Here is an 18,608-nt window from a genome sequence, read left to right as displayed (position 1 = left end):
AAGGCGACTGCGACTGCGATTGCGTTTGTGGTTGCCTGCCGGATTCGCCCGCGAAACCAACCTCCGGCCTGCGCAATTGATCGCGCTACGCTTTCGCGCCCGGCACCAGACTGACCGGCACGCCGGAGTCTTCTTTCAGCGTCTGCAGCACGATGTTCGAGCGGATGTCCAGCACGCCGGGCGCCTTGTACAGGCGCGTGAGCACGAAATCTGAATAGTGCTTGAGATGATGCGCGAGCACGTGCAGCAGATAGTGCGTCTCGCCCGTCACGACAAATGCGCCGATCACCTCCGGCCAGTCGCGCACCGCTTCCGCGAAACGTTCGTGCCAGTTTTCCTGTTCGTTGCGCATCGACACCTGCACGAACGCTTCGAGTTCGAACCCCAGCACTTCGCGGTTCAAACACGCGCGATAGCGTTCGATGACACCCTGTTCTTCCAGCAGGCGCAACCGCCTCAGGCAAGCCGACGGAGACAGCGAGATCCGCTCCGCCAGATCGAGATTGCTGATTCGTCCTTCGTGCTGAAGCACCGTCAAGATACGGCAATCGGTGGCGTCGAGCGAGATCGCGTTCATTTTCGGTCTCCCTTTTCCGTCTTGTTCAAATTATGTTCCAAACAAGCGGAAATAACGAGCTTTTTTCGCAACCCTATTGCGCACCAACCGGCCTATCATCGACGTCATGGACACGACAGCGGGAGCGCAGCGCATGGACCGCAAGCTGTGGGACCTCACGCCGGCCGTCGATCCGGCCACGCCGGTATGGCCCGGCGACACGCCGGTCGGCGTCGAGCGCGTGTGGCGCATCGAGGCCGGCGCGCCGGTCAACGTCGCGCGGCTGACGATGTCGCCGCACACCGGCGCGCATACCGATGCGCCGCTTCACTATGACCCCGCAGGCGCGGCAATCGGCGCAGTGGCGCTCGACGCCTATCTGGGCCGATGCCGTGTGGTTCATTGCATCGGCGCGGCGCCGCTAGTCACGCCGGACCGGCTTGCCGCGGCACTGGACGGCATCCCGCCGCGCGTGCTGCTGCGCACCTATGCGCGGGCGCCGGCGCGCGAATGGGATCGCGCGTTCTGCGCGGTCGCGCCGGCCACCATCGATCTGCTCGCCGCGCATGGCGTGAAACTGATCGGCATCGACACGCCGTCGCTCGACCCGCAGGATTCGAAAACGATGGATGCGCACCACCGCGTGCGCGTCCACCAGATGGCGATTCTCGAAGGCATCGTGCTCGACGGTGTCGACGCGGGCGACTATGAGCTGATCGCGTTGCCGCTCAAATTCACGACGCTCGATGCGAGCCCCGTGCGCGCGGTGTTGCGCGCGCTGTAGCAGGTCCCGCGCGAATCCGCCCGCGCGGCCGGATGACCCTCACCGATGACGATTGATCCACTACTGGATAACGATGAATACCCGAGAAGAAGCCCTCGCCCTCGACGCCGCCGATCCGCTCGCACCGCTGCGCGCGCAGTTCGCGCTGTCGCCCGACACCCTCTATCTGAACGGCAACTCGCTCGGCGTGCCGCCCGCCGCGGCCGCGCAGCGCGCGCAGGTCGTGATCGCCGCCGAATGGGGCGAAGGTCTGATCCGCAGCTGGAACACGGCCGGCTGGTTTACGCTCACGAAGCGCCTCGGCAACAAGCTCGCGCCGTTGATCGGCGCCGCGCACAACGAAGTGGTCGTCACCGATTCGATTTCGGTGAATCTGTTCAAGCTGCTGGGCGCCGCATTGCGGCTGCAAAAGCAGCGCGACCCGAAACGGCGGGTGATCGTCGCGGAGCGCGGCGATTTTCCGAACGACCTGTACATTGCGCAGGGCCTCATTTCGCAATTCGACGGCGCATATGAACTGCGTCTGATCGACGATCCATCGGAACTGCCGGCCGCGCTGCAACCGGACACCGCGGTTGCGATGCTCACGCATGTGAATTACCGCAACGGCGCGATGCACGACATGGCGGCGCTCACGCAACTGATTCATCAGAAAGGCGCGCTCGTGTTGTGGGACCTCGCGCATTCCGCGGGCGCGGTGCCGGTCGATCTGAACGGCGTCGGCGCGGATGGCGCGGTCGGCTGCACGTACAAGTACCTGAACGGCGGCCCGGGTGCGCCCGGATTCGTCTGGGTGCCGCACCGGCTCCAGAATGCGTTCGAGCAGCCGCTGTCGGGCTGGTGGGGACATCGCGCGGTCTTTACGATGAACCCGGTCTACGAACCGGACGACGGCATCGGCCGCTTTCTGTGCGGCACGCAGCCGATCGTGTCGATGGCGCTGATCGAATGCGGACTCGACGTGTTTCTGCAAACCGATATGCAAGCGGTTCGCGACAAGTCGCTCGCGTTGACGGATCTGTTTATCGAACAGGTCGAGGCGCGCTGCGATGAATTTCCGCTGCGTCTCGTCACCCCGCGCGAACACGCGCAGCGCGGCTCGCAACTGAGCTTCACGCATCCGCACGGCTACGAGGTGATGCAGGCGTTGATCGCGCGCGGCGTGATCGGCGACTATCGTGAGCCGCAGGTGCTGCGCTTCGGCTTTACGCCGCTCTATACGCGCTATGCCGACGTGTGGGACGCGGTCGAGGCGCTGCGCGACGTGCTGGTCAACGAAACGTGGCGCGCCGCGGAATTTGCCGCGCGCGTCGCGGTGACCTGAGCCAGGCGGGGAGCGCGCGATGACCACCGACCCGATGAAGCTGCAGGACGACGAGCGGCCGCATGGGCCGGACGCCGGCCACGGCGGCGCGCAGGTCCCGCACAGCCCGCATGCGCCGCATATGGCGGCCGGCGAACGGAACGCCGGTGACAACGACCACGCCGCTGAAAACAGCGGCTGGCATCACGCGAAGCTCGATATGTCGAAGTCGATGAGCTACGCGGACTACCTGTCGCTGAACACGCTGTTGTCCGCGCAGCATCCGTTGTCGCCGGATCACAACGAGATGCTGTTCATCATCCAGCACCAGACCAGCGAGCTATGGCTGAAGCTCGCGCTCTACGAACTGCGCGGCGCGCTTGCCGCGGTTCATCGCGACGAGTTGCCGCGCGCCTTCAAGATGCTCGCGCGCGTGTCGCGCATCTTCGAGCAGCTCGTGCAAGCCTGGGATGTGCTCGCGACGCTCACACCGTCCGAGTACACGTCGATGCGGCCGTACCTCGGCAGTTCGTCGGGCTTTCAGTCGTATCAGTACCGGGCGCTCGAATTCCTGCTCGGCAATAAACACGAACCGATGCTCGAGCCGTACGCGCACCAGCCCGACGTGCTGGCTGAGCTGCGCCCGCTGCTCGAAGCGCCGTCGTTTTATGACGAAGTCGTGCGTCTGCTCGCGCGGCGCAGCTTCGCGATCGCGCCGGAGCGGCTCGAGCGCGACTGGACGACGCCGACCGAATACGACGCGAGCGTCGAAGCCGCGTGGCTCGACGTGTATCGTCACCCGTCCGAGCACTGGGAACTGTACGAAATGGCCGAAGAGCTGGTCGACCTCGAGGACGAGTTCCGCCAGTGGCGCTTCCGGCATGTGACGACTGTCGAGCGGATCATCGGCTTCAAGGCGGGCACCGGCGGCACCGCGGGCGTGCCGTATCTGCGCAAGATGCTCGACGTCGTGCTGTTCCCGGAACTGTGGCACGTACGCACCGTGCTCTAAGCCCTGCTCGTCCTTTTATGCCGCACTGCCGCACGAAAACCTCGTCGTGCCGCCTTGACTTTCCCTGTCGCCAATACGATCATAAGTTCACAAACAGAGCAAATGCTCTGCGTTTAGCTCGACGCACTCGCGCAAACCATTCGCGCACGAGACTCGCGCACGACACTCATGCGGGCCGCCCCGACAGCAGCCACGCGCGCAGAACAATCAGGAGACACATCATGAACAGCGACCCGAGCGGCAGCGGCGCGAACGCGCACGTGATCCTGCACATCGGCGCAGGCTCGTTTCATCGCGCCCATCAGGCGTGGTATCTGCACCGGCTCAACGAGGCGCGGGTCGAGGGCGAACCCCACTGGTCGCTCGCGGTCGGCAATATCCGCAGCGACATGAATGCGGTGATGGACGCGCTTGCCGCGCAACACGGCGCCTACACGCTGGAAACCGTCACGCCGCAAGGCGAGCGCAAGTATGAAACGGTCCGCTCGATCAGCCGCGTCGTGCCGTGGTCCGCGGATCTGCAAGCGCTGATCGACGCGGGCGCCGACCCCGCCTGCAAGATCATTTCGTTCACGGTCACCGAAGGCGGGTATTACCTCGACGAGCACGACCGGCTCGATACCGGCAACCCTGATCTCGCCGCCGATCTGAACGGTGCGCGCACAACCATCTATGGCGCGCTCGCCGCGATTCTCGACGCGCGCATGCAGCGCAACGGCGGCCCCGTCACGCTGCAGACCTGCGACAACCTGCGCAGCAACGGCCATCGCTTCCTTGCGGGGATGACCGCGTTTCTCGACCGGCGCGGCGCGAGCGCGTTGCGCGCGTGGTTCGACGCGAACACCACCAGCCCGACCTCGATGGTCGACCGCATCACGCCACGCCCGACGCCCGATGTGCGCGAACGCGTGCGCGCCGCGACCGGCGTCGACGATGCGTGCCCGGTGATGGGCGAGGCATTTATCCAGTGGGTCATCGAAGATCACTTTCGCGCGGGGCGTCCCGCGTGGGAAAAGGTCGGCGCTGAACTGGTCGACTCGGTGCTGCCGTATGAAGAGGCGAAGATCCGCATTCTGAATGCGACGCATAGTTGCATCGCGTGGGCCGGCACGCTGGTCGGCTTGCGCTATATCCACGAAGGCACGATCGACACGGAGATCCAGCGCTTCGCATACGACTACGTGACGCAGGATGTGATGCCGTGCCTGACGCCCAGCCCGATCGACCTCGGCCGCTATCGCGACGTGGTGCTCGAGCGCTTCAGCAACCCGTTTATCCAGGACACGAACCAGCGCGTCGCCGCGGACGGCTTTTCGAAGATTCCCGGCTTTATCGCACCGACGCTTTCCGAAACCTTCGCACGCGGCAAGGAGCCGGCCGCGACCGCGATGCTGCCCGCGCTGTTCTTCCGCTTCCTCGACCGCTGGCAGCGGGGCGAATTGCCGTACACGTATCAGGATGGCGTGATGGACGAAAAGGTCGCGCGCGGGTTCTTTGCGGCGCCGGACCCCGTGAAAGCGTTTTGCGCGGACCGCCTGCTATGGGGCAGCATGGCGCAGACGCCGCCGCTCGAGCATGCGGTGCGCGCGGCGGTGGCACGCGTCGACCAATGGCTCAACAAGCGTACGTGAGCTGCGCAATGAGCGATGCGTGTCGACAGGTTGGCTGGTCGCAGTCTGCCCGCGGCTCGTGCGGCATCGCGTGCGCGGCCACGCGATAATCGCGACCGGATGAGCGGACACCGCGCAGCCACGCGGCACGCAAACCCACATAGTGACCGCGCCGCAACTCAACACACCGTTTGCGAGCGAGCCAGGTCTAACGCCCATGGCATCGCCCGCCGCATGCGGCTAAAGTAGCGCATCTTGACCGACGAAGGTATCGCGCCCATGTATCTCGGCATCGATCTCGGCACGTCCGAAGTGAAAGTCCTGCTGCTCGCGTCCGATGGACGCGTAATCGGCACCGCGGGCACACCGTTTACGGTGTCGCGCCCGCATCCGCGCTGGTCCGAGCAGAACCCGATCGACTGGTGGGAAGGCACGCGCGCCGCGCTCTTCGCATTGCGCGAGCGGCATCCCGACGAATTCGCGCAGATTCGCGGCATCGGCCTGTCAGGCCAGATGCACGGCGCCGTGCTGCTCGATGCGCAAGACCGCGTGCTGCGTCCGGCCATTCTGTGGAACGACATGCGCAGCGTCGACGAATGCGCGGAGCTCACCGAACGCGCGCCCGAACTGCATCGCATTGCCGGCAATCTCGCGATGCCCGGCTTCACCGCGCCGAAGCTGTTGTGGGTCGCGCGGCACGAACCCGAGATTTTCAAACGCACTGCATGCGTGTTGCTGCCGAAGGACTACTTGCGTCTGCAACTGACTGGCGGCAAAGTGTCCGATCCGTCGGATGCGGCCGGCACGCTGTGGCTCGATGTCGCGAAACGCGACTGGTCCGACACACTGCTCGCCGCCTGCAATCTGACGCGCGCGCATATGCCGGCGCTCGCGGAAGGCAGCGCGCCGTCGGGCATGCTCAAAGCCGAACTCGCGCGCGAGCTCGGCTTGCGCGAGCCGGTCGTCGTGGCGGCCGGCGGCGGCGACAATGCGACGAGCGCAATCGGCATCGGCGCGACGCAACCGGGTGATGGTTTCGTGTCGCTCGGCACATCGGGCGTGCTGTGCGTGATCGGCGACAGCTTCCGGCCGAACCCCGAGTCCGCGGTGCATGCGTTCTGTCATGCGATTCCGGACCGTTGGCATCAGATGAGCGTCGTGCTGTCGGCGGCAAGCTGCCTGCGCTGGGTATGCAAGCTGACCGGCACCAACGAAACATCCCTGCTGCCGGAAATCGAAGCGCTGCCCGATGATGCGCTCACGCATGCGCCGATCTTCCTGCCGTATCTGTCCGGCGAGCGCACACCGCATAACGACCCGTATGCGCAAGGCGTGTTCTTCGGCATGACGCACGCGACCGATCGCGCGCTGCTCGGCTACGCGGTGCTCGAAGGCGTGACGCTCGCGTTGACCGATGGGCTCGATGCGCTGAAAGCGGCCGGCACCGAAGTAAACGCGTTGTCGCTGCTTGGCGGCGGCGCGCGCAGCAACTATTGGGCGCAACTGCTCGCGGACGCGCTCAATACGAATACGCGCAAGCACGGCGGCGGCGAGACCGGCGCCGCGCTCGGCGCTGCGCGCCTCGGCTGGCTCGCGGCGGGCGGCGATCCGGCGCAGGTGCTGACCAAGCCGCCGGTCGAACTCGAGTTCACGCCGAATCCGCGGCGGCACGCGGTGCTGCGCAAGCGGCTCGAGCATTACCGCGCACTGTACCGGCAACTGAAGCCGTTATTCGCGCAGACCGCGAGCGGCGACTCGCCGGCGTAGCCCGTCGCCAGGGTCGCCCGAATCGCTTATCGCCCGTCAGGCCCTCGCCCACGCATTTATTCACCGTGCCCAAGTCCAGCGAAAAACTCGATCTCGCGACGCGCGCCGCCTGGCTGTACTACGTGGCCGGCAACACGCAGAACGAGATCGCCGAAAAATTGCAGGTGTCACGGCCCGTCGCGCAACGGCTCGTCGCGTTCGCGGTCGAGAAGAACCTGATTCGCGTGCGGGTCGACCATCAACTGGCCGAGTGTCTCGCGCTCGCGGATGAACTGTCGAAGCGCTACGGGCTCTCGATGTGCGAAGTCGTGCCGGTCGATAACGACACGCAGGAAGAAATCGATCGCAAGCTCGCGGTCGCCGGCGCGCAGGTGATGGAGCGGTATCTGAGCGAAGAAAAGCCGATGGTCGTCGCGGTCAGCAGCGGTCGCACGCTGAAGGCCGTGGTCGATCAGGTCGCGCAACTCGAGCGGCCGCAGCATCGGCTGGTATCGATGGTCGGCGCGATCGCGCATGACGGGTCGTCGAATCGCTACGACGTCGCGTTGCATATCTCCGAGAAGACCGGCGGCAAATATTTTCTGCTGCCCGCGCCGTTGATCGCCGATAGCGAGCCGGAGCGCGCGCAGTGGTGCAATCACCGCCTCTACCGGATCGTCGAGTCGCTGTCCGGCGAAGCGGATGTCGCGTTTGTCGGGATCGGCAATATCGGCCCGCACTGTCCGCTGCACGACGACGGCTTTATCACGTCCGATGAAGTGGCCGAGTTGATGGAACTCGGCGCGGTCGCGGAATTGCACGGGCTGCCGATTTCGGCCGACGGCGCGCGCATCGAGTCGCCGACCGAACGGCGCGTAACCAGCATACGGCCGGTTTCACCGCCGAAGCGACCGACGATCGGCTTTGCGTGCGGCGAAAGAAAGCGCACCGCGGTGATTGCCGCGCTCAAAGGCGGCTGGCTCTCGGGGCTCGTCACTGACGAGCGGTGCGCACGCGCGGCGCTCGAAGACGCCGTCGACGCCGGGTTGAAAGAGACCGCGCGCTGACGCCTGACGCCGTTCGACTCGCGGCCTTCTTCGTTACTTCATCACTGCGCCGCCTTGTCCCTTCGCCGCCCTGTCGATCGTTTCGTGCCTTCCATGTGACAGAGGCTTCTCCGTTAGGTAGCTTGAAACGCTATCTAACCCGGGAGAAGTCGAATGCGTCGAATCGCGATTGTGGGCGCGGGCCAGGCAGGGTTGCCGCTCGCCTTCGGACTGCTCGATCACGGCTACGAGGTCACCGTCGTGTCGGATCGCACGCCGGACGAAATTCGCAACGGCAAGGTGTTGTCCTCGCAATGCATGTTCGGGGCCGCCTTGCAGATCGAACGCGATCTCGGCGTCAACGATTGGGACGATGTGTGTCCGTCCGTCGAAGGTATCTCATTCACGCTGCAAAGCCCTGAACCGGGCGGCGGTCCGCTGATCGACTGGAAGGCGCGGCTCGATCGGCCGGGCCAATCGGTCGATCAGCGCATCAAGATGCCCGCGTGGCTCGCGAAGCTCGAAGCGCGCGGCGCGCGCGTGTCGATTCAGAAAGCCGGTGTCGCCGAACTGGAAGCGCTCGCGAAGAGTCACGATCTCGTGGTCCTGTCAGCCGGCCGCGGCGAGGTCGCACAACTGCTCGAGCGCGATGCGTCGCGCGCTTCGTTCGACACGCCGCAGCGTGCGCTATCGCTGACCTATGTGCACGGCCTCAAGGAAGCGAACGATTACGCGCGGGTGTCGTTCAACGCCGTGCCGGGCGTCGGCGAGTATTTCGTGATTCCCGCGCTCACGTTGAGCGGTCCGTGCCACATCATGTTCTTCGAAGGCATCCCGCAAGGCCCGTTCGATCTGTCGCGCGATGCGCTTTCCCCGAGCGAGCAGCTGGATGCGGTCCGACGCCTGTTGCGAACCTATCTGCCGCGCGAGTACGACCGCGCTAAACGCGCGGAGCTGACCGATGCGCAAGGCGTGCTGGCCGGTGCGTTTGCGCCGGTCGTACGCAAACCGGTGTTGTCGTTGCCGTCGGGACGGGCGGTCTTCGGTCTCGCCGACGCGGTGGTAGTCAACGATCCGATTTCCGGTCAAGGGTCGAGCAGCGCCGCAAAGGCCTGCAAGGTCTACCTCGATGCGATTCTGGCGCGCGGCGACCAGCCGTTCACGCGCGACTGGATGGAACAGACCTTCGAGCAATACTGGTCCTATGCGCAGTTCGTCGTGCAGTGGACGAATTCGCTGCTGATGCCGCCACCGGCTTATCGCGTGCAGTTGCTGGATGCGGCGACGCGAACGCCTGCGGTGGCGAGTGCGATCGTCAATGGCTTCGACGATCCGCCGGCGCTCTTCCCGTGGTGGGAGGACGAGCACGCGTGCGAGCAGTTCATCACACAGCGTCAGGCTGCCGTGCCCGTAACCGGGTAACCATTTGAACAGGATTCCGATGCTTCCCGTATCGCAGTGCGGCCGGCGCAGCGTCGGCGTGTGGCCGCACCTCCAGTCACCGGTGTCGATCAAGCCGACATCGTCAGTTAGTTGCCGGGCATGAACCAGCGGTTCGCGACGCCATAAAACAGCTCGTCGACTTCGCTTGCCGTGCAATCGCGAAACATCTCCGCATAGCGCCGGTAGACCTCGGCAAACCCCGTCGACAGCCCGGCGATCGGCATATGGCTGCCGACCATGCAGCGCGATGCGCCGATCGTTTCGATGGTCGTCGCTACCCAGCGCGCCGCGTCATGAGTCTGCCATTTCACGCCGAAGATGCATTCGAGCGCGGAGATGTCCATGCGGATGTTGTCGCATGCCGCGAGGTCGGCGACGCTGCGCTTCCAGCGCGTAAAGCCTTCATCCGAAAGATCCAGCGGCCAGCCGAGCAACGCGGTCGTGAAACCGATATCCGGGTGGCGGCGCACGACTTCGATCAGATCGGGCAATTGATGCGCACACGCATACAGCCCGCATTTCAGGCCATAGCGCTTCAATAACGGCAACTGTCTGTTCCATGCCGGATCGCGCATCAGATCGGGACGCCTGGCAAACCGCTTCAGGGGATCCGCGTCGTCCCACACCACGTGCTCGCGCACCGCGGTCAGATTCGGCAAGTCCGCGTATTGCTCGAGCGTTTGCTCGAGATCGGGGTCGAGGAAATCGACGAGCGCGCACAGCGCGATGCGCAATTCGCCTTTGCAGGCCAACTGCTGCGCCCAGACCGCTTCCTTGTACGCATCGGTCGACAGGAACTCGTGCCAAACGACGCCTTCGACGTGATGGCCACGGGCATCCGCGAGATAGTCGGCCGGCAGATAGCGGCGCGGCAGCGCGTCATAGTTACCGACAAACGCTTCCAGACCCGCATCGCGACGCTCAAAGAACGGATATCGATTGTGCGTGTGATCGTAGAAGTGAATATGCGAGTCTACGATGCGGTGCGGGATGGTCATGGCAGCCTCGTCGCGTGAGTGCTGGCGCTATCGGCACCTCGGCAGGGTGCAATGCACAGCATAGGCGCTGATGGCCGCGCGTATCAAGGCAGTTGCGCACACTAACGGTGATTCCCGCGGCTTGCACACCGCGCTGTGCGGGCGCGCACGCGTCGAAACAGGACTGAAGCCAGATGGACGGCACGCTGATCATGCAAGGCTCGCCGGAGCGACGCATGCAGGACAACGTGCTCAAAGCGATCTACGGTATTCCGGTGGAAACCGCCGAACCTCGCTGGGCGGGCGACGCATCAGAATTGCGTACCCGGGCCAGAACCCGCTGCCGCTCAGGCGATCTGCGCCCCGGGCAGGGCGCTGCGAAATTGGGCGACGGGCGACGGGCGACGGGCGGCGGGCGGCGGGCGGCGGGCGGCGAGCAGCAAGCACGCCCGTCCCGACACACGTCGATCGTCACATCGCGCCGGCCGGCGTCGCCCGCGCGCCCGAGGCGATCGCCTGCAGCGCCGCACTGCGCGCGCTTTCGATCGCCGCGGCCTCGCTCGCGTACAGCGTCTCGCTCTCGATGCGCTGATACGGCAGCACATCGGCGTCTTCGGTGGCCTGCGTCGTCAGCGTGCGCACCGCTGCATACGCAGTCCAGCCGCCGTTCTGAATGGACTGCATCGCCGACAGCACCAGTTGATATCGTCCAAGCGTTTCGATGTGCATGATCTTCTCCAGTCAAAGAGCCTTGCTATGGATACAAGCCCTAGGTGCTGAGCTGCGCGAGCAGCGCTTCGACGCTGCGCTTCGCGTCGCCGAACAGCATCCGTGTGTTTTCCTTGTAGAAGAGCGGGTTGTCCACGCCCGCATAGCCGCTCGCCATGCTGCGCTTCGACACGATCACCGTGGTCGCCTTCCACACTTCGAGCACCGGCATGCCCGCGATCGGGCTGCCCGCATCTTCGAGCGCCGCCGGATTCACGATATCGTTCGCGCCGATCACCAGCACGACGTCGGTGCTGCCGAAGTCCTCGTTGATCTCGTCCATTTCGAGCACGATGTCGTACGGCACTTTCGCTTCCGCAAGCAGCACGTTCATATGGCCTGGCAAGCGCCCTGCGACCGGATGAATGCCGAAGCGCACCTTCACGCCCTTGTCGCGCAGCTTGCGGGTAATCTCGCTGATGGTCGCTTGCGCCTGCGCAACCGCCATCCCGTAGCCGGGCACGATCACCACTTCGGACGCGTCGCGCAGCAACGCGCCGACTTCGTCGACCGATACCGGCACCACTTCGCCTTCGATCGCCGCGGCCGTCGTCGTCACCGTGCCGAAGCCGCCGAAAATCACCGACAGGAACTTGCGGTTCATCGCGCGGCACATGATGTAGCTCAGAATCGCACCGCTCGAGCCGACCAGCGCGCCGGTCACGATCAGCAGGTCGTTGCTGAGCATAAAGCCGGTCGCGGCCGCCGCCCAACCCGAGTAGCTGTTGAGCATCGACACGACCACCGGCATGTCTGCGCCGCCGATCGCCATCACCAGATGCACGCCGATCAGCGCGGCGATTGCGGTCATGGTCAGCAGCGGGCCGATGCCTTGCGCGGGTTCCTGTGCCGTCAGGAACAGATAACCGAGCGCGACCGACGCGAGCACGCCGACGATGTTCAGGATGTGCCGCATCGGCAAGATCAGCGGCTTGCCGCCGACCGTGCCTTGCAGCTTCAGGAACGCGACGATCGAACCGGTGAAGGTCACCGCACCGATAAACACGCCGAGATAGATTTCGACGTCGTGGATCGATTTGCCCGCGCCGCTGAACGTTGCCGCGCTCTCCGGCGCCTGCGACAGATAGCTCGCGTACGCAACCAGCACCGCCGCGAGACCGACGCAGCTGTGCAGCGCCGCGACGAGCTGCGGCATTTGCGTCATCTCGACACGCCGCGCGAGCAGCGCGCCGCCCGCCACGCCGATCGCCATCAGCACGGCGACCGTGGGCAGCGACGCGCCGCCCGCGAGCCACAACGTCGTGACGATCGCGATCACCATGCCGGCGACGCCGTACAGATTGCCGCGCCGCGCGGACGCGGGGTGGCTCAGGCCGCGCAGGCTCAAGATAAACAGCGCGCCCGCGGCCAGGTAGGCCATGCTGCCGATTCCAGTTTGCATGTCGGTCTCCTTATTCTTCGCGCTGGAACATGTTCAGCATGCGTTGGGTCACGAGGAACCCGCCGGCGATATTGATCGTCGCGATCAGCAGCGCGAGACCCGCGAGCACCGCGACCAGCGTGCCCGGCGCGCCGACCTGCAGCAGCGCGCCGATCACGATGATCCCGCTGATCGCATTGGTGACGCTCATCAGCGGCGTATGCAGCGCCGGCGTCACGTTCCACACGACCTGATAGCCGACGAAGATCGCCAGCACGAACACCGTGAAGTGCGCGACGAAGGCGGGCGGCGCGACTGCGCCGAGCGCGACGAGCAGCACCGCGGCAAGCACCAGACCGACGATGCCGAGCTTCGCGGCGCGGCGCCGCTGTGCGTCGCTCACCGCGGCGCCGGCGCCATGCGCGGCCAGCTTCGGTTGCGCCGCAGCCTGTGCCGCGGGTGCGGCCGGCGCCGGCGTCGCGCGCTTGGGCGGCGGCCACGTGACTTCGCCATTGCGGATTACCGTCACGCCGCGCACCACTTCGTCATCGAAGTTCACGACGATCTCGCCGTCCTTCTGCGGCGTGAGATCCGTCAGCAGGTGCCGCAGGTTGGTGCCGTACAGCTGGCTCGATTGCGTCGCCATGCGCGACGGCAAGTCCGTATAGCCGACCATCGTCACGCCTTCGGCCTGCACCGCGGCGCCTGGTTGCGTCAGCTCGCAATTGCCGCCCTGCTCGGCCGCGAGATCGACGATCACGCTGCCATAGCGCATGCTGCGCACCATGTCTCTCGTGATCAGCTTCGGCGCCGGCTTGCCTGGAATCAGCGCGGTCGTCACGATCACGTCGACTTCCTTCGCCTGCGCCGCGAACAACGCCATTTCCGCTTCGATAAACGCCGCGCTCATTTCCTTCGCGTAGCCGCCCGCGCCGCTGCCGTCTTCCTGGTAGTCGAGCTCGAGGAACTCGGCGCCCATGCTCTCGACCTGCTGCCGCACTTCGGGCCGCGTGTCGAACGCGCGCACGATCGCGCCGAGACTGCGCGCCGCGCCGATCGCCGCGAGCCCCGCGACGCCGGCGCCGATCACCATCACCTTGGCGGGCGCGATCTTGCCGGCGGCGGTGATCTGTCCCATGAAGCCGCGGCCGAACTGATGCGCGGCTTCGATCACCGCGCGGTAGCCGGCCATATTCGCCATCGAGCTCAGCGCATCGAACTTCTGCGCGCGCGAAATGCGCGGCACGCAATCCATCGCGAGCACGGTGATGTTGCGCGCACGCAGCCGCTCCAGCAGCTCCGGATTCTGCGCGGGCCAGATAAAGCTGATCAGCGTCGTGCCTTCGCGCAGCAGCGCGATTTCGTCGACGCCGCCCGCCGCTTCCGACAGCGGCGCGCGCACCTTCAGGATGATGTCGGCCGCCGCGTACAGCTCGGCCGGGTGCGCGGCGATCTGCGCGCCCGCGGCGCGATACGCGTCATCGGAGAACGCGGCCAGTTCGCCCGCGCCCGTTTCGATGAACACCTTGAAACCGAGCTTCGACAGATGCCCGATCACTTCCGGCGTCACTGCGACACGACGCTCGCCCGGATAACGCTCCCGCGGTACTCCAATCATCATTGGCATGGCAATGCTCCCAATCGACGTTTCAAATCCTGTTCTGTCGCACGTGCTGCGCGATTTCGACATCGCACGCTGTTTAGCGCAGCGACTCGCGCGCGCAGCCGCGCACGCCTTGTGCCGGCACGCGCCGTCACAAGGTCTGAAATCCTGTTGTCAAATGGTCGGTCAGCCGCGAAACGCGGTCTTTCTGGCGCGGCGGTCCGTTTGGGGGAATGGACCGCTTGCCGCTTGCGGCCCGCATCTCGGCGGGCCTGTCTCGTTGTCTCGTTTGGTCTTCGTTATCCGGCGCAAGGTCGGCGGGGCACTGAATACGCCGGCATGGGTGTGCCGGCGAACCCGTGCTTCATCACGCGTTCGCTTTCGCCTCCAGCTCGGCGACGCGCTTGCGCAGCGCGCGATCTTCGGTAAAGCGAGCCGTCTCGTCGCGAATAATGGCGACGATGCCGCTCAGCTCGCCTTGCGGCGAGCGCAATAGCGCGACCGTAAACGCAATCGACATTGCGCGGCCCGCCCTGTCGACCGCCGGCACCTTCAGCAGGTCGTGGCCGTAGCGGGTCTCGCCGGTCGCCATGGTCTTGTTGTAGCCGTCCCAATGACGGCCGCGCAGCCGTTCGGGAATGATCAGGTCCAGCGACTTGCCAAGCGCTTCGTCCGGCGTGTAGCCGAACATCCGTTCGGCAGCGGGGTTCCACAGCGTAATCGTGCCATCCGGACCGGAGACGATCACTGCGTCACCGATTGCGTTGACCAGCTGTTCAAAGTCGATGGTGGGGGCCATGATCTCTTGTCCGGGCTGTGTAGGGCTATGCTCGCACGCGAGCATTTGTCTCTCGTTCATTGTGCGGCCGCCGTCCCGTTTCCGCCGCATCGTGCGATGCGGCGCGGAACGGCGGCCGTCTGTCTGCTGCGAACTGCAACTACGACTGCAGGGTACTACGTGTGCTGCGCATTACGATGCGGCATCAAACCGCACGCGTTTCACGCATCGTCTTGATCTGCTCGTTGCTGTAGCCCAGTTCCGCCAGCACTTCGTCGGTATGCTCGCCGAGCAGCGGCGAACCCGTGATTTCCGGCTTCAGATCCGAGAACTTGATCGGGCTGCCGACCGTCAGGTACTTGCCGCGCACCTTGTGGTCCACTTCGACGATCGAGCCGCTTGCGCGCAGCGATTCGTCGTTGGCGAGTTCCTTCATCGTCAGCACCGGTGCGCACGGAATGTCGAACTTGCGCAGGATGTCGACCGCTTCGAACTTGGTCTTGTCGGCGAGCCACCCTTCGATCGTCGCGAAGATGTCGAAGATGTGCGGCTGACGCGCTTCGGCCGTCGCGTAGTTCGGATCGTTGATCCACTCCGGCTTGCCGATGGCGCGGCAGATCGGCTCCCACGCGTGACCCTGAACCGTGAAGTAGATGTACGCGTTCGGGTCGTTTTCCCAGCCCTTGCACTTCAACACCCAGCCCGGCTGGCCGCCGCCGCCCGCATTGCCGCCGCGCGGCACCACGTCGCTGAACGTGCCGTGCGGGTACTGCGGATACTCTTCCAGATAGCCGAGGCGGTCCAGACGCTGCTGGTCGCGCAGCTTCACGCGGCACAGGTTCAGCACGCTGTCCTGCATCGACACGGCCACCTTCTGGCCCTTGCCGGTCTGCTGGCGGCCGATGATCGCGGTCAGAATGCCGATCGCGAGGTGCATGCCGGTGTTGCTGTCGCCGAGCGCCGCCGCGCTCACCGTCGGCGGGCCGTCCCAGAAGCCGGTCGTCGATGCGGCGCCGCCCGCGCATTGCGCGACGTTTTCATAGACCTTCAGGTCCTGATAGTGGTGGCCGTCGCTGAAGCCCTTCACCGACGCGACGATCATCTTCGGGTTCAATTCGTTGATGTGCTCCCACGAAAAGCCCATCCGGTCCAGTGCGCCCGGGCCGAAGTTTTCGACGAGTACGTCCGATTCCTTGATCAGCTTCTCCAGTACTTCCTTGCCGGCGGCCGTCTTCGTATCGAGCGTCAGCGAGCGCTTGTTGCTGTTGAGCATCGTGAAGTACAGCGCGTCGGCATCGGGAATATCGCGCAGCTGGTTGCGCGTCACGTCGCCCGAGCCCGGGCGCTCGACCTTGATCACATCCGCACCGAACCACGCCAGCATTTGCGTGCAGGCCGGGCCGGCCTGAACGTGCGTGAAGTCGATGATCTTGATGCCTTCTAGTGGTTTGTTGCTCATTCGTATCTCCGTGGGCTGGGGCTTACTTCTTCACGCCGCTTTGCGGGTTCAGGTTGGTCAATCGGCCGCTTTCGGTACCGGCCGCTTCGTCGATCACGGCATTGATCAAGGTGGGCTTGCCCGACTTGATCGCTTCCTGCAGGGCCTGCGTCAGTTCTTCCGGCGTCGTCGCGTTAAAGCCGACGCCGCCGAATGCCTCGATCATCTTGTCGTAGCGCGCGCCCTTCACGAACACGGTCGGCGCAAGGTCCTTGCCGCCGGTCGGGTTCACGTCGGTGCCCTTGTAGACGCCGTTGTTGTTGAACACGATCGTGCAGACCGGCAGGTCGTAACGGCAGATCGTCTCGAGCTCCATGCCGGAAAAGCCGAACGCGCTATCGCCTTCGATCGCCACCACTTGCGTGCCGCTCGTCACCGCCGCGCCGATCGCGAAGCCCATGCCGATACCCATGATGCCCCACGTGCCCGAGTCGAAACGGCGGCGCGGTTCGTACATGTCGATCACCGCACGCGCGTAGTCGAGCGTGTTCGCGCCTTCGTTGACGACGTTGATGTCCGGACGCGTCTTCAGGACGTCGCGGATCGCGCGCAGCGCGCTGTGGAAGCTCATCGGCGACGGATTCTTCGCGAGCGTCGCGGCCATCTTTTCGAGGTTCTTGTTCTTCTTCTCGGTGACGGCGGCGATCCACTCCGACGGCGGCTTCGGGAAGTTCGCGTCGATACCGGCGACGAGCTCCGTGACGCACGAACCGATATCGCCGATCAGCGGCGCTTCGATCGCGACGTTGCTGTCGATTTCCGTCGGCGCGATATCGATCTGCACAAAGCGCTTCGGCGCGGCGCCCCACGTCTTGCCCTTGCCGTGCGCGAGCAGCCAGTTCAGACGCGCGCCGATCAGCACGACGCAGTCCGCTTCCTGCAGCACGAACGAGCGCGCGGCGGATGCCGATTGCGCGTGCGTATCCGGCAGCAGGCCCTTGGCCATCGACATCGGCAGATACGGAATGCCGCTCTTCTCGACCAGTTCGCGAATCTGCTTGTCGGCTTGCGCGTATGCGGCGCCCTTGCCGAGCAGAATCAGCGGACGCTTCGCGCCCTTGATCACGTCGAGCGCGCGCTTCACCGAATCCGGCGCCGGCAGCTGACGCGGCGCCGCATCGACCACCTTCACCAGCGACTGCTTCGCCTTCACCGCGTCGATCGTCTGCGCCAGCAGCTTCGCCGGCAGATCGAGATAGACGCCGCCCGGACGGCCCGACACGGCCGCGCGAATCGCACGCGCGATGCCGATGCCGATGTCCTCCGCGTGCAGCACGCGATATGCAGCCTTCGCGTACGGCTTCGCCGCGTTCAGCTGGTCCATCTCTTCGTAATCGCCCTGCTGCAGATCGACGATCTCGCGCTCGCTCGAGCCGCTGATCAGGATCATCGGGAAGCAGTTGGTCGTCGCGTTGGCGAGCGCCGTCAGGCCGTTCAGGAAGCCCGGCGCCGACACCGTCAGACAGATGCCGGGTTTTTGCGTCATGTAGCCGTGGATCGCCGCCGCGTTGCCGGCGTTCTGCTCATGACGGAAACCGATGAAGCGCATTCCTTCGGCCTGCGCGAGGCGCGCGAGGTCGGTGATCGGAATGCCGACCAGACCGAAAATCGTATCGATGTCGTTCAGCTTCAGCGCATCGATGACCAGATGAAAGCCGTCGGTCGTGGCGGCTTGTTCGCTCTCCTGTGCTGTCGCAGCAGCAGGACGCGCAATTTCAACAGTAGACATTCACTAATCTCCAGATCGATATGACTGTTAGGCCGTCGCGTCGTGTATGGGTAATCGGTGCCCGAGAACCTTCCGTCGGACTCATCGCAGCACTGTGATATACCATATATCACACACCAAGTTTGATTCAATAGCTTTTTGCCCTTAGGGCGTCGCTTGTTGCAGCGTAGAGCTGTTAAATCTCGCTCGCCATCGACAGCTTTCCCGTAGAAACTTCATTAATTTCAGTGAGTTGCTCCTTTCGCTGACCTCTTGTGCAGCGCACCACAACGTCCGACGATATCTGGCATGTGATATATCAAGTTGATGCGAAGAAAGGCCCGCAAAGGGGCCGATTCACCGCGCACACGCCGGTCGATCCGTCATCCAACCTC

15 protein-coding genes are annotated in these 18,608 nt (G+C 64.8%); 7 read left to right on the top strand and 8 right to left on the bottom strand.

What is annotated here, in order from left to right; all coding sequences use genetic code 11:
• Positions 1-85: 85 nt before the first annotated feature.
• A complete protein-coding gene (locus tag HV675_RS11835) occupies positions 86-577 on the bottom strand; it encodes an Lrp/AsnC family transcriptional regulator (protein ID WP_175111090.1) in 492 nt (163 codons plus the stop codon).
• Between the two features lie 133 nt (positions 578-710).
• Between HV675_RS11835 and kynB the strand changes: the two genes are divergently transcribed.
• From kynB to HV675_RS11800, 7 genes are all read left to right on the top strand, one after another.
• A complete protein-coding gene (gene kynB / locus HV675_RS11830; RefSeq protein WP_175111089.1) occupies positions 711-1,340 on the top strand; it encodes an arylformamidase in 630 nt (209 codons plus the stop codon).
• 73 nt (positions 1,341-1,413) lie between these two features.
• The gene (gene kynU, locus HV675_RS11825) at positions 1,414-2,664 is read left to right on the top strand and encodes a kynureninase (RefSeq protein ID WP_175111088.1); all 1,251 of its coding nucleotides are present in this window, start codon (positions 1,414-1,416) and stop codon (positions 2,662-2,664) included.
• A gap of 34 nt (positions 2,665-2,698) precedes the next feature.
• Positions 2,699-3,655 (top strand): tryptophan 2,3-dioxygenase, encoded by a 957-nt coding sequence (gene kynA / locus HV675_RS11820; protein WP_175111121.1) that lies wholly within the window; start codon positions 2,699-2,701, stop codon positions 3,653-3,655.
• Positions 3,656-3,876: 221 nt separating this feature from the next.
• Complete coding sequence (dalD, locus tag HV675_RS11815) at positions 3,877-5,286, top strand: D-arabinitol 4-dehydrogenase (protein WP_175111087.1); 1,410 nt, start codon at positions 3,877-3,879, stop codon at positions 5,284-5,286.
• Positions 5,287-5,544: 258 nt separating this feature from the next.
• Positions 5,545-7,032: a xylulokinase gene (xylB, locus tag HV675_RS11810; RefSeq protein WP_175111120.1), complete on the top strand. Its 1,488-nt coding sequence runs from the start codon at positions 5,545-5,547 to the stop codon at positions 7,030-7,032.
• Positions 7,033-7,097: 65 nt separating this feature from the next.
• Complete coding sequence (locus HV675_RS11805; RefSeq protein WP_175111086.1) at positions 7,098-8,078, top strand: sugar-binding transcriptional regulator; 981 nt, start codon at positions 7,098-7,100, stop codon at positions 8,076-8,078.
• Between the two features lie 153 nt (positions 8,079-8,231).
• Positions 8,232-9,479 carry a styrene monooxygenase/indole monooxygenase family protein gene (locus tag HV675_RS11800; RefSeq protein ID WP_175111085.1) on the top strand — a complete coding sequence of 416 codons (1,248 nt, stop codon included), beginning with the start codon at positions 8,232-8,234 and terminating at the stop codon, positions 9,477-9,479.
• A gap of 107 nt (positions 9,480-9,586) precedes the next feature.
• Here the strand turns inward: HV675_RS11800 and HV675_RS11795 are convergent, their stop codons facing one another.
• The 7 genes from HV675_RS11795 to oxc form a co-directional block, all read right to left on the bottom strand.
• Positions 9,587-10,498, bottom strand: a complete 912-nt coding sequence (locus HV675_RS11795; RefSeq protein ID WP_175111084.1) for an amidohydrolase family protein — start codon at positions 10,496-10,498, stop codon at positions 9,587-9,589.
• A gap of 450 nt (positions 10,499-10,948) precedes the next feature.
• Positions 10,949-11,206 carry a hypothetical protein gene (locus HV675_RS11790; protein ID WP_175111083.1) on the bottom strand — a complete coding sequence of 86 codons (258 nt, stop codon included), beginning with the start codon at positions 11,204-11,206 and terminating at the stop codon, positions 10,949-10,951.
• Between the two features lie 40 nt (positions 11,207-11,246).
• Positions 11,247-12,647 carry an NAD(P)(+) transhydrogenase (Re/Si-specific) subunit beta gene (locus HV675_RS11785; protein ID WP_175111082.1) on the bottom strand — a complete coding sequence of 467 codons (1,401 nt, stop codon included), beginning with the start codon at positions 12,645-12,647 and terminating at the stop codon, positions 11,247-11,249.
• A 10-nt stretch (positions 12,648-12,657) separates the two neighbouring features.
• Positions 12,658-14,253 (bottom strand): Re/Si-specific NAD(P)(+) transhydrogenase subunit alpha, encoded by a 1,596-nt coding sequence (locus HV675_RS11780; RefSeq protein ID WP_175111081.1) that lies wholly within the window; start codon positions 14,251-14,253, stop codon positions 12,658-12,660.
• A gap of 343 nt (positions 14,254-14,596) precedes the next feature.
• Entirely contained in the window at positions 14,597-15,028 is a 432-nt protein-coding gene (locus tag HV675_RS11775; protein WP_175111080.1) for a PAS domain-containing protein, read from the bottom strand.
• Positions 15,029-15,212: 184 nt separating this feature from the next.
• Positions 15,213-16,466 (bottom strand): formyl-CoA transferase, encoded by a 1,254-nt coding sequence (gene frc, locus HV675_RS11770; RefSeq protein ID WP_175111079.1) that lies wholly within the window; start codon positions 16,464-16,466, stop codon positions 15,213-15,215.
• Positions 16,467-16,488: 22 nt separating this feature from the next.
• Complete coding sequence (gene oxc, locus HV675_RS11765; RefSeq protein WP_246270196.1) at positions 16,489-18,234, bottom strand: oxalyl-CoA decarboxylase; 1,746 nt, start codon at positions 18,232-18,234, stop codon at positions 16,489-16,491.
• Positions 18,235-18,608 lie beyond the last annotated feature (374 nt).

This window comes from Paraburkholderia solisilvae (assembly GCF_902859875.1).
Classification (GTDB): domain Bacteria; phylum Pseudomonadota; class Gammaproteobacteria; order Burkholderiales; family Burkholderiaceae; genus Paraburkholderia; species Paraburkholderia solisilvae.
This window is presented reverse-complemented; position numbering and strand designations above follow the sequence as displayed.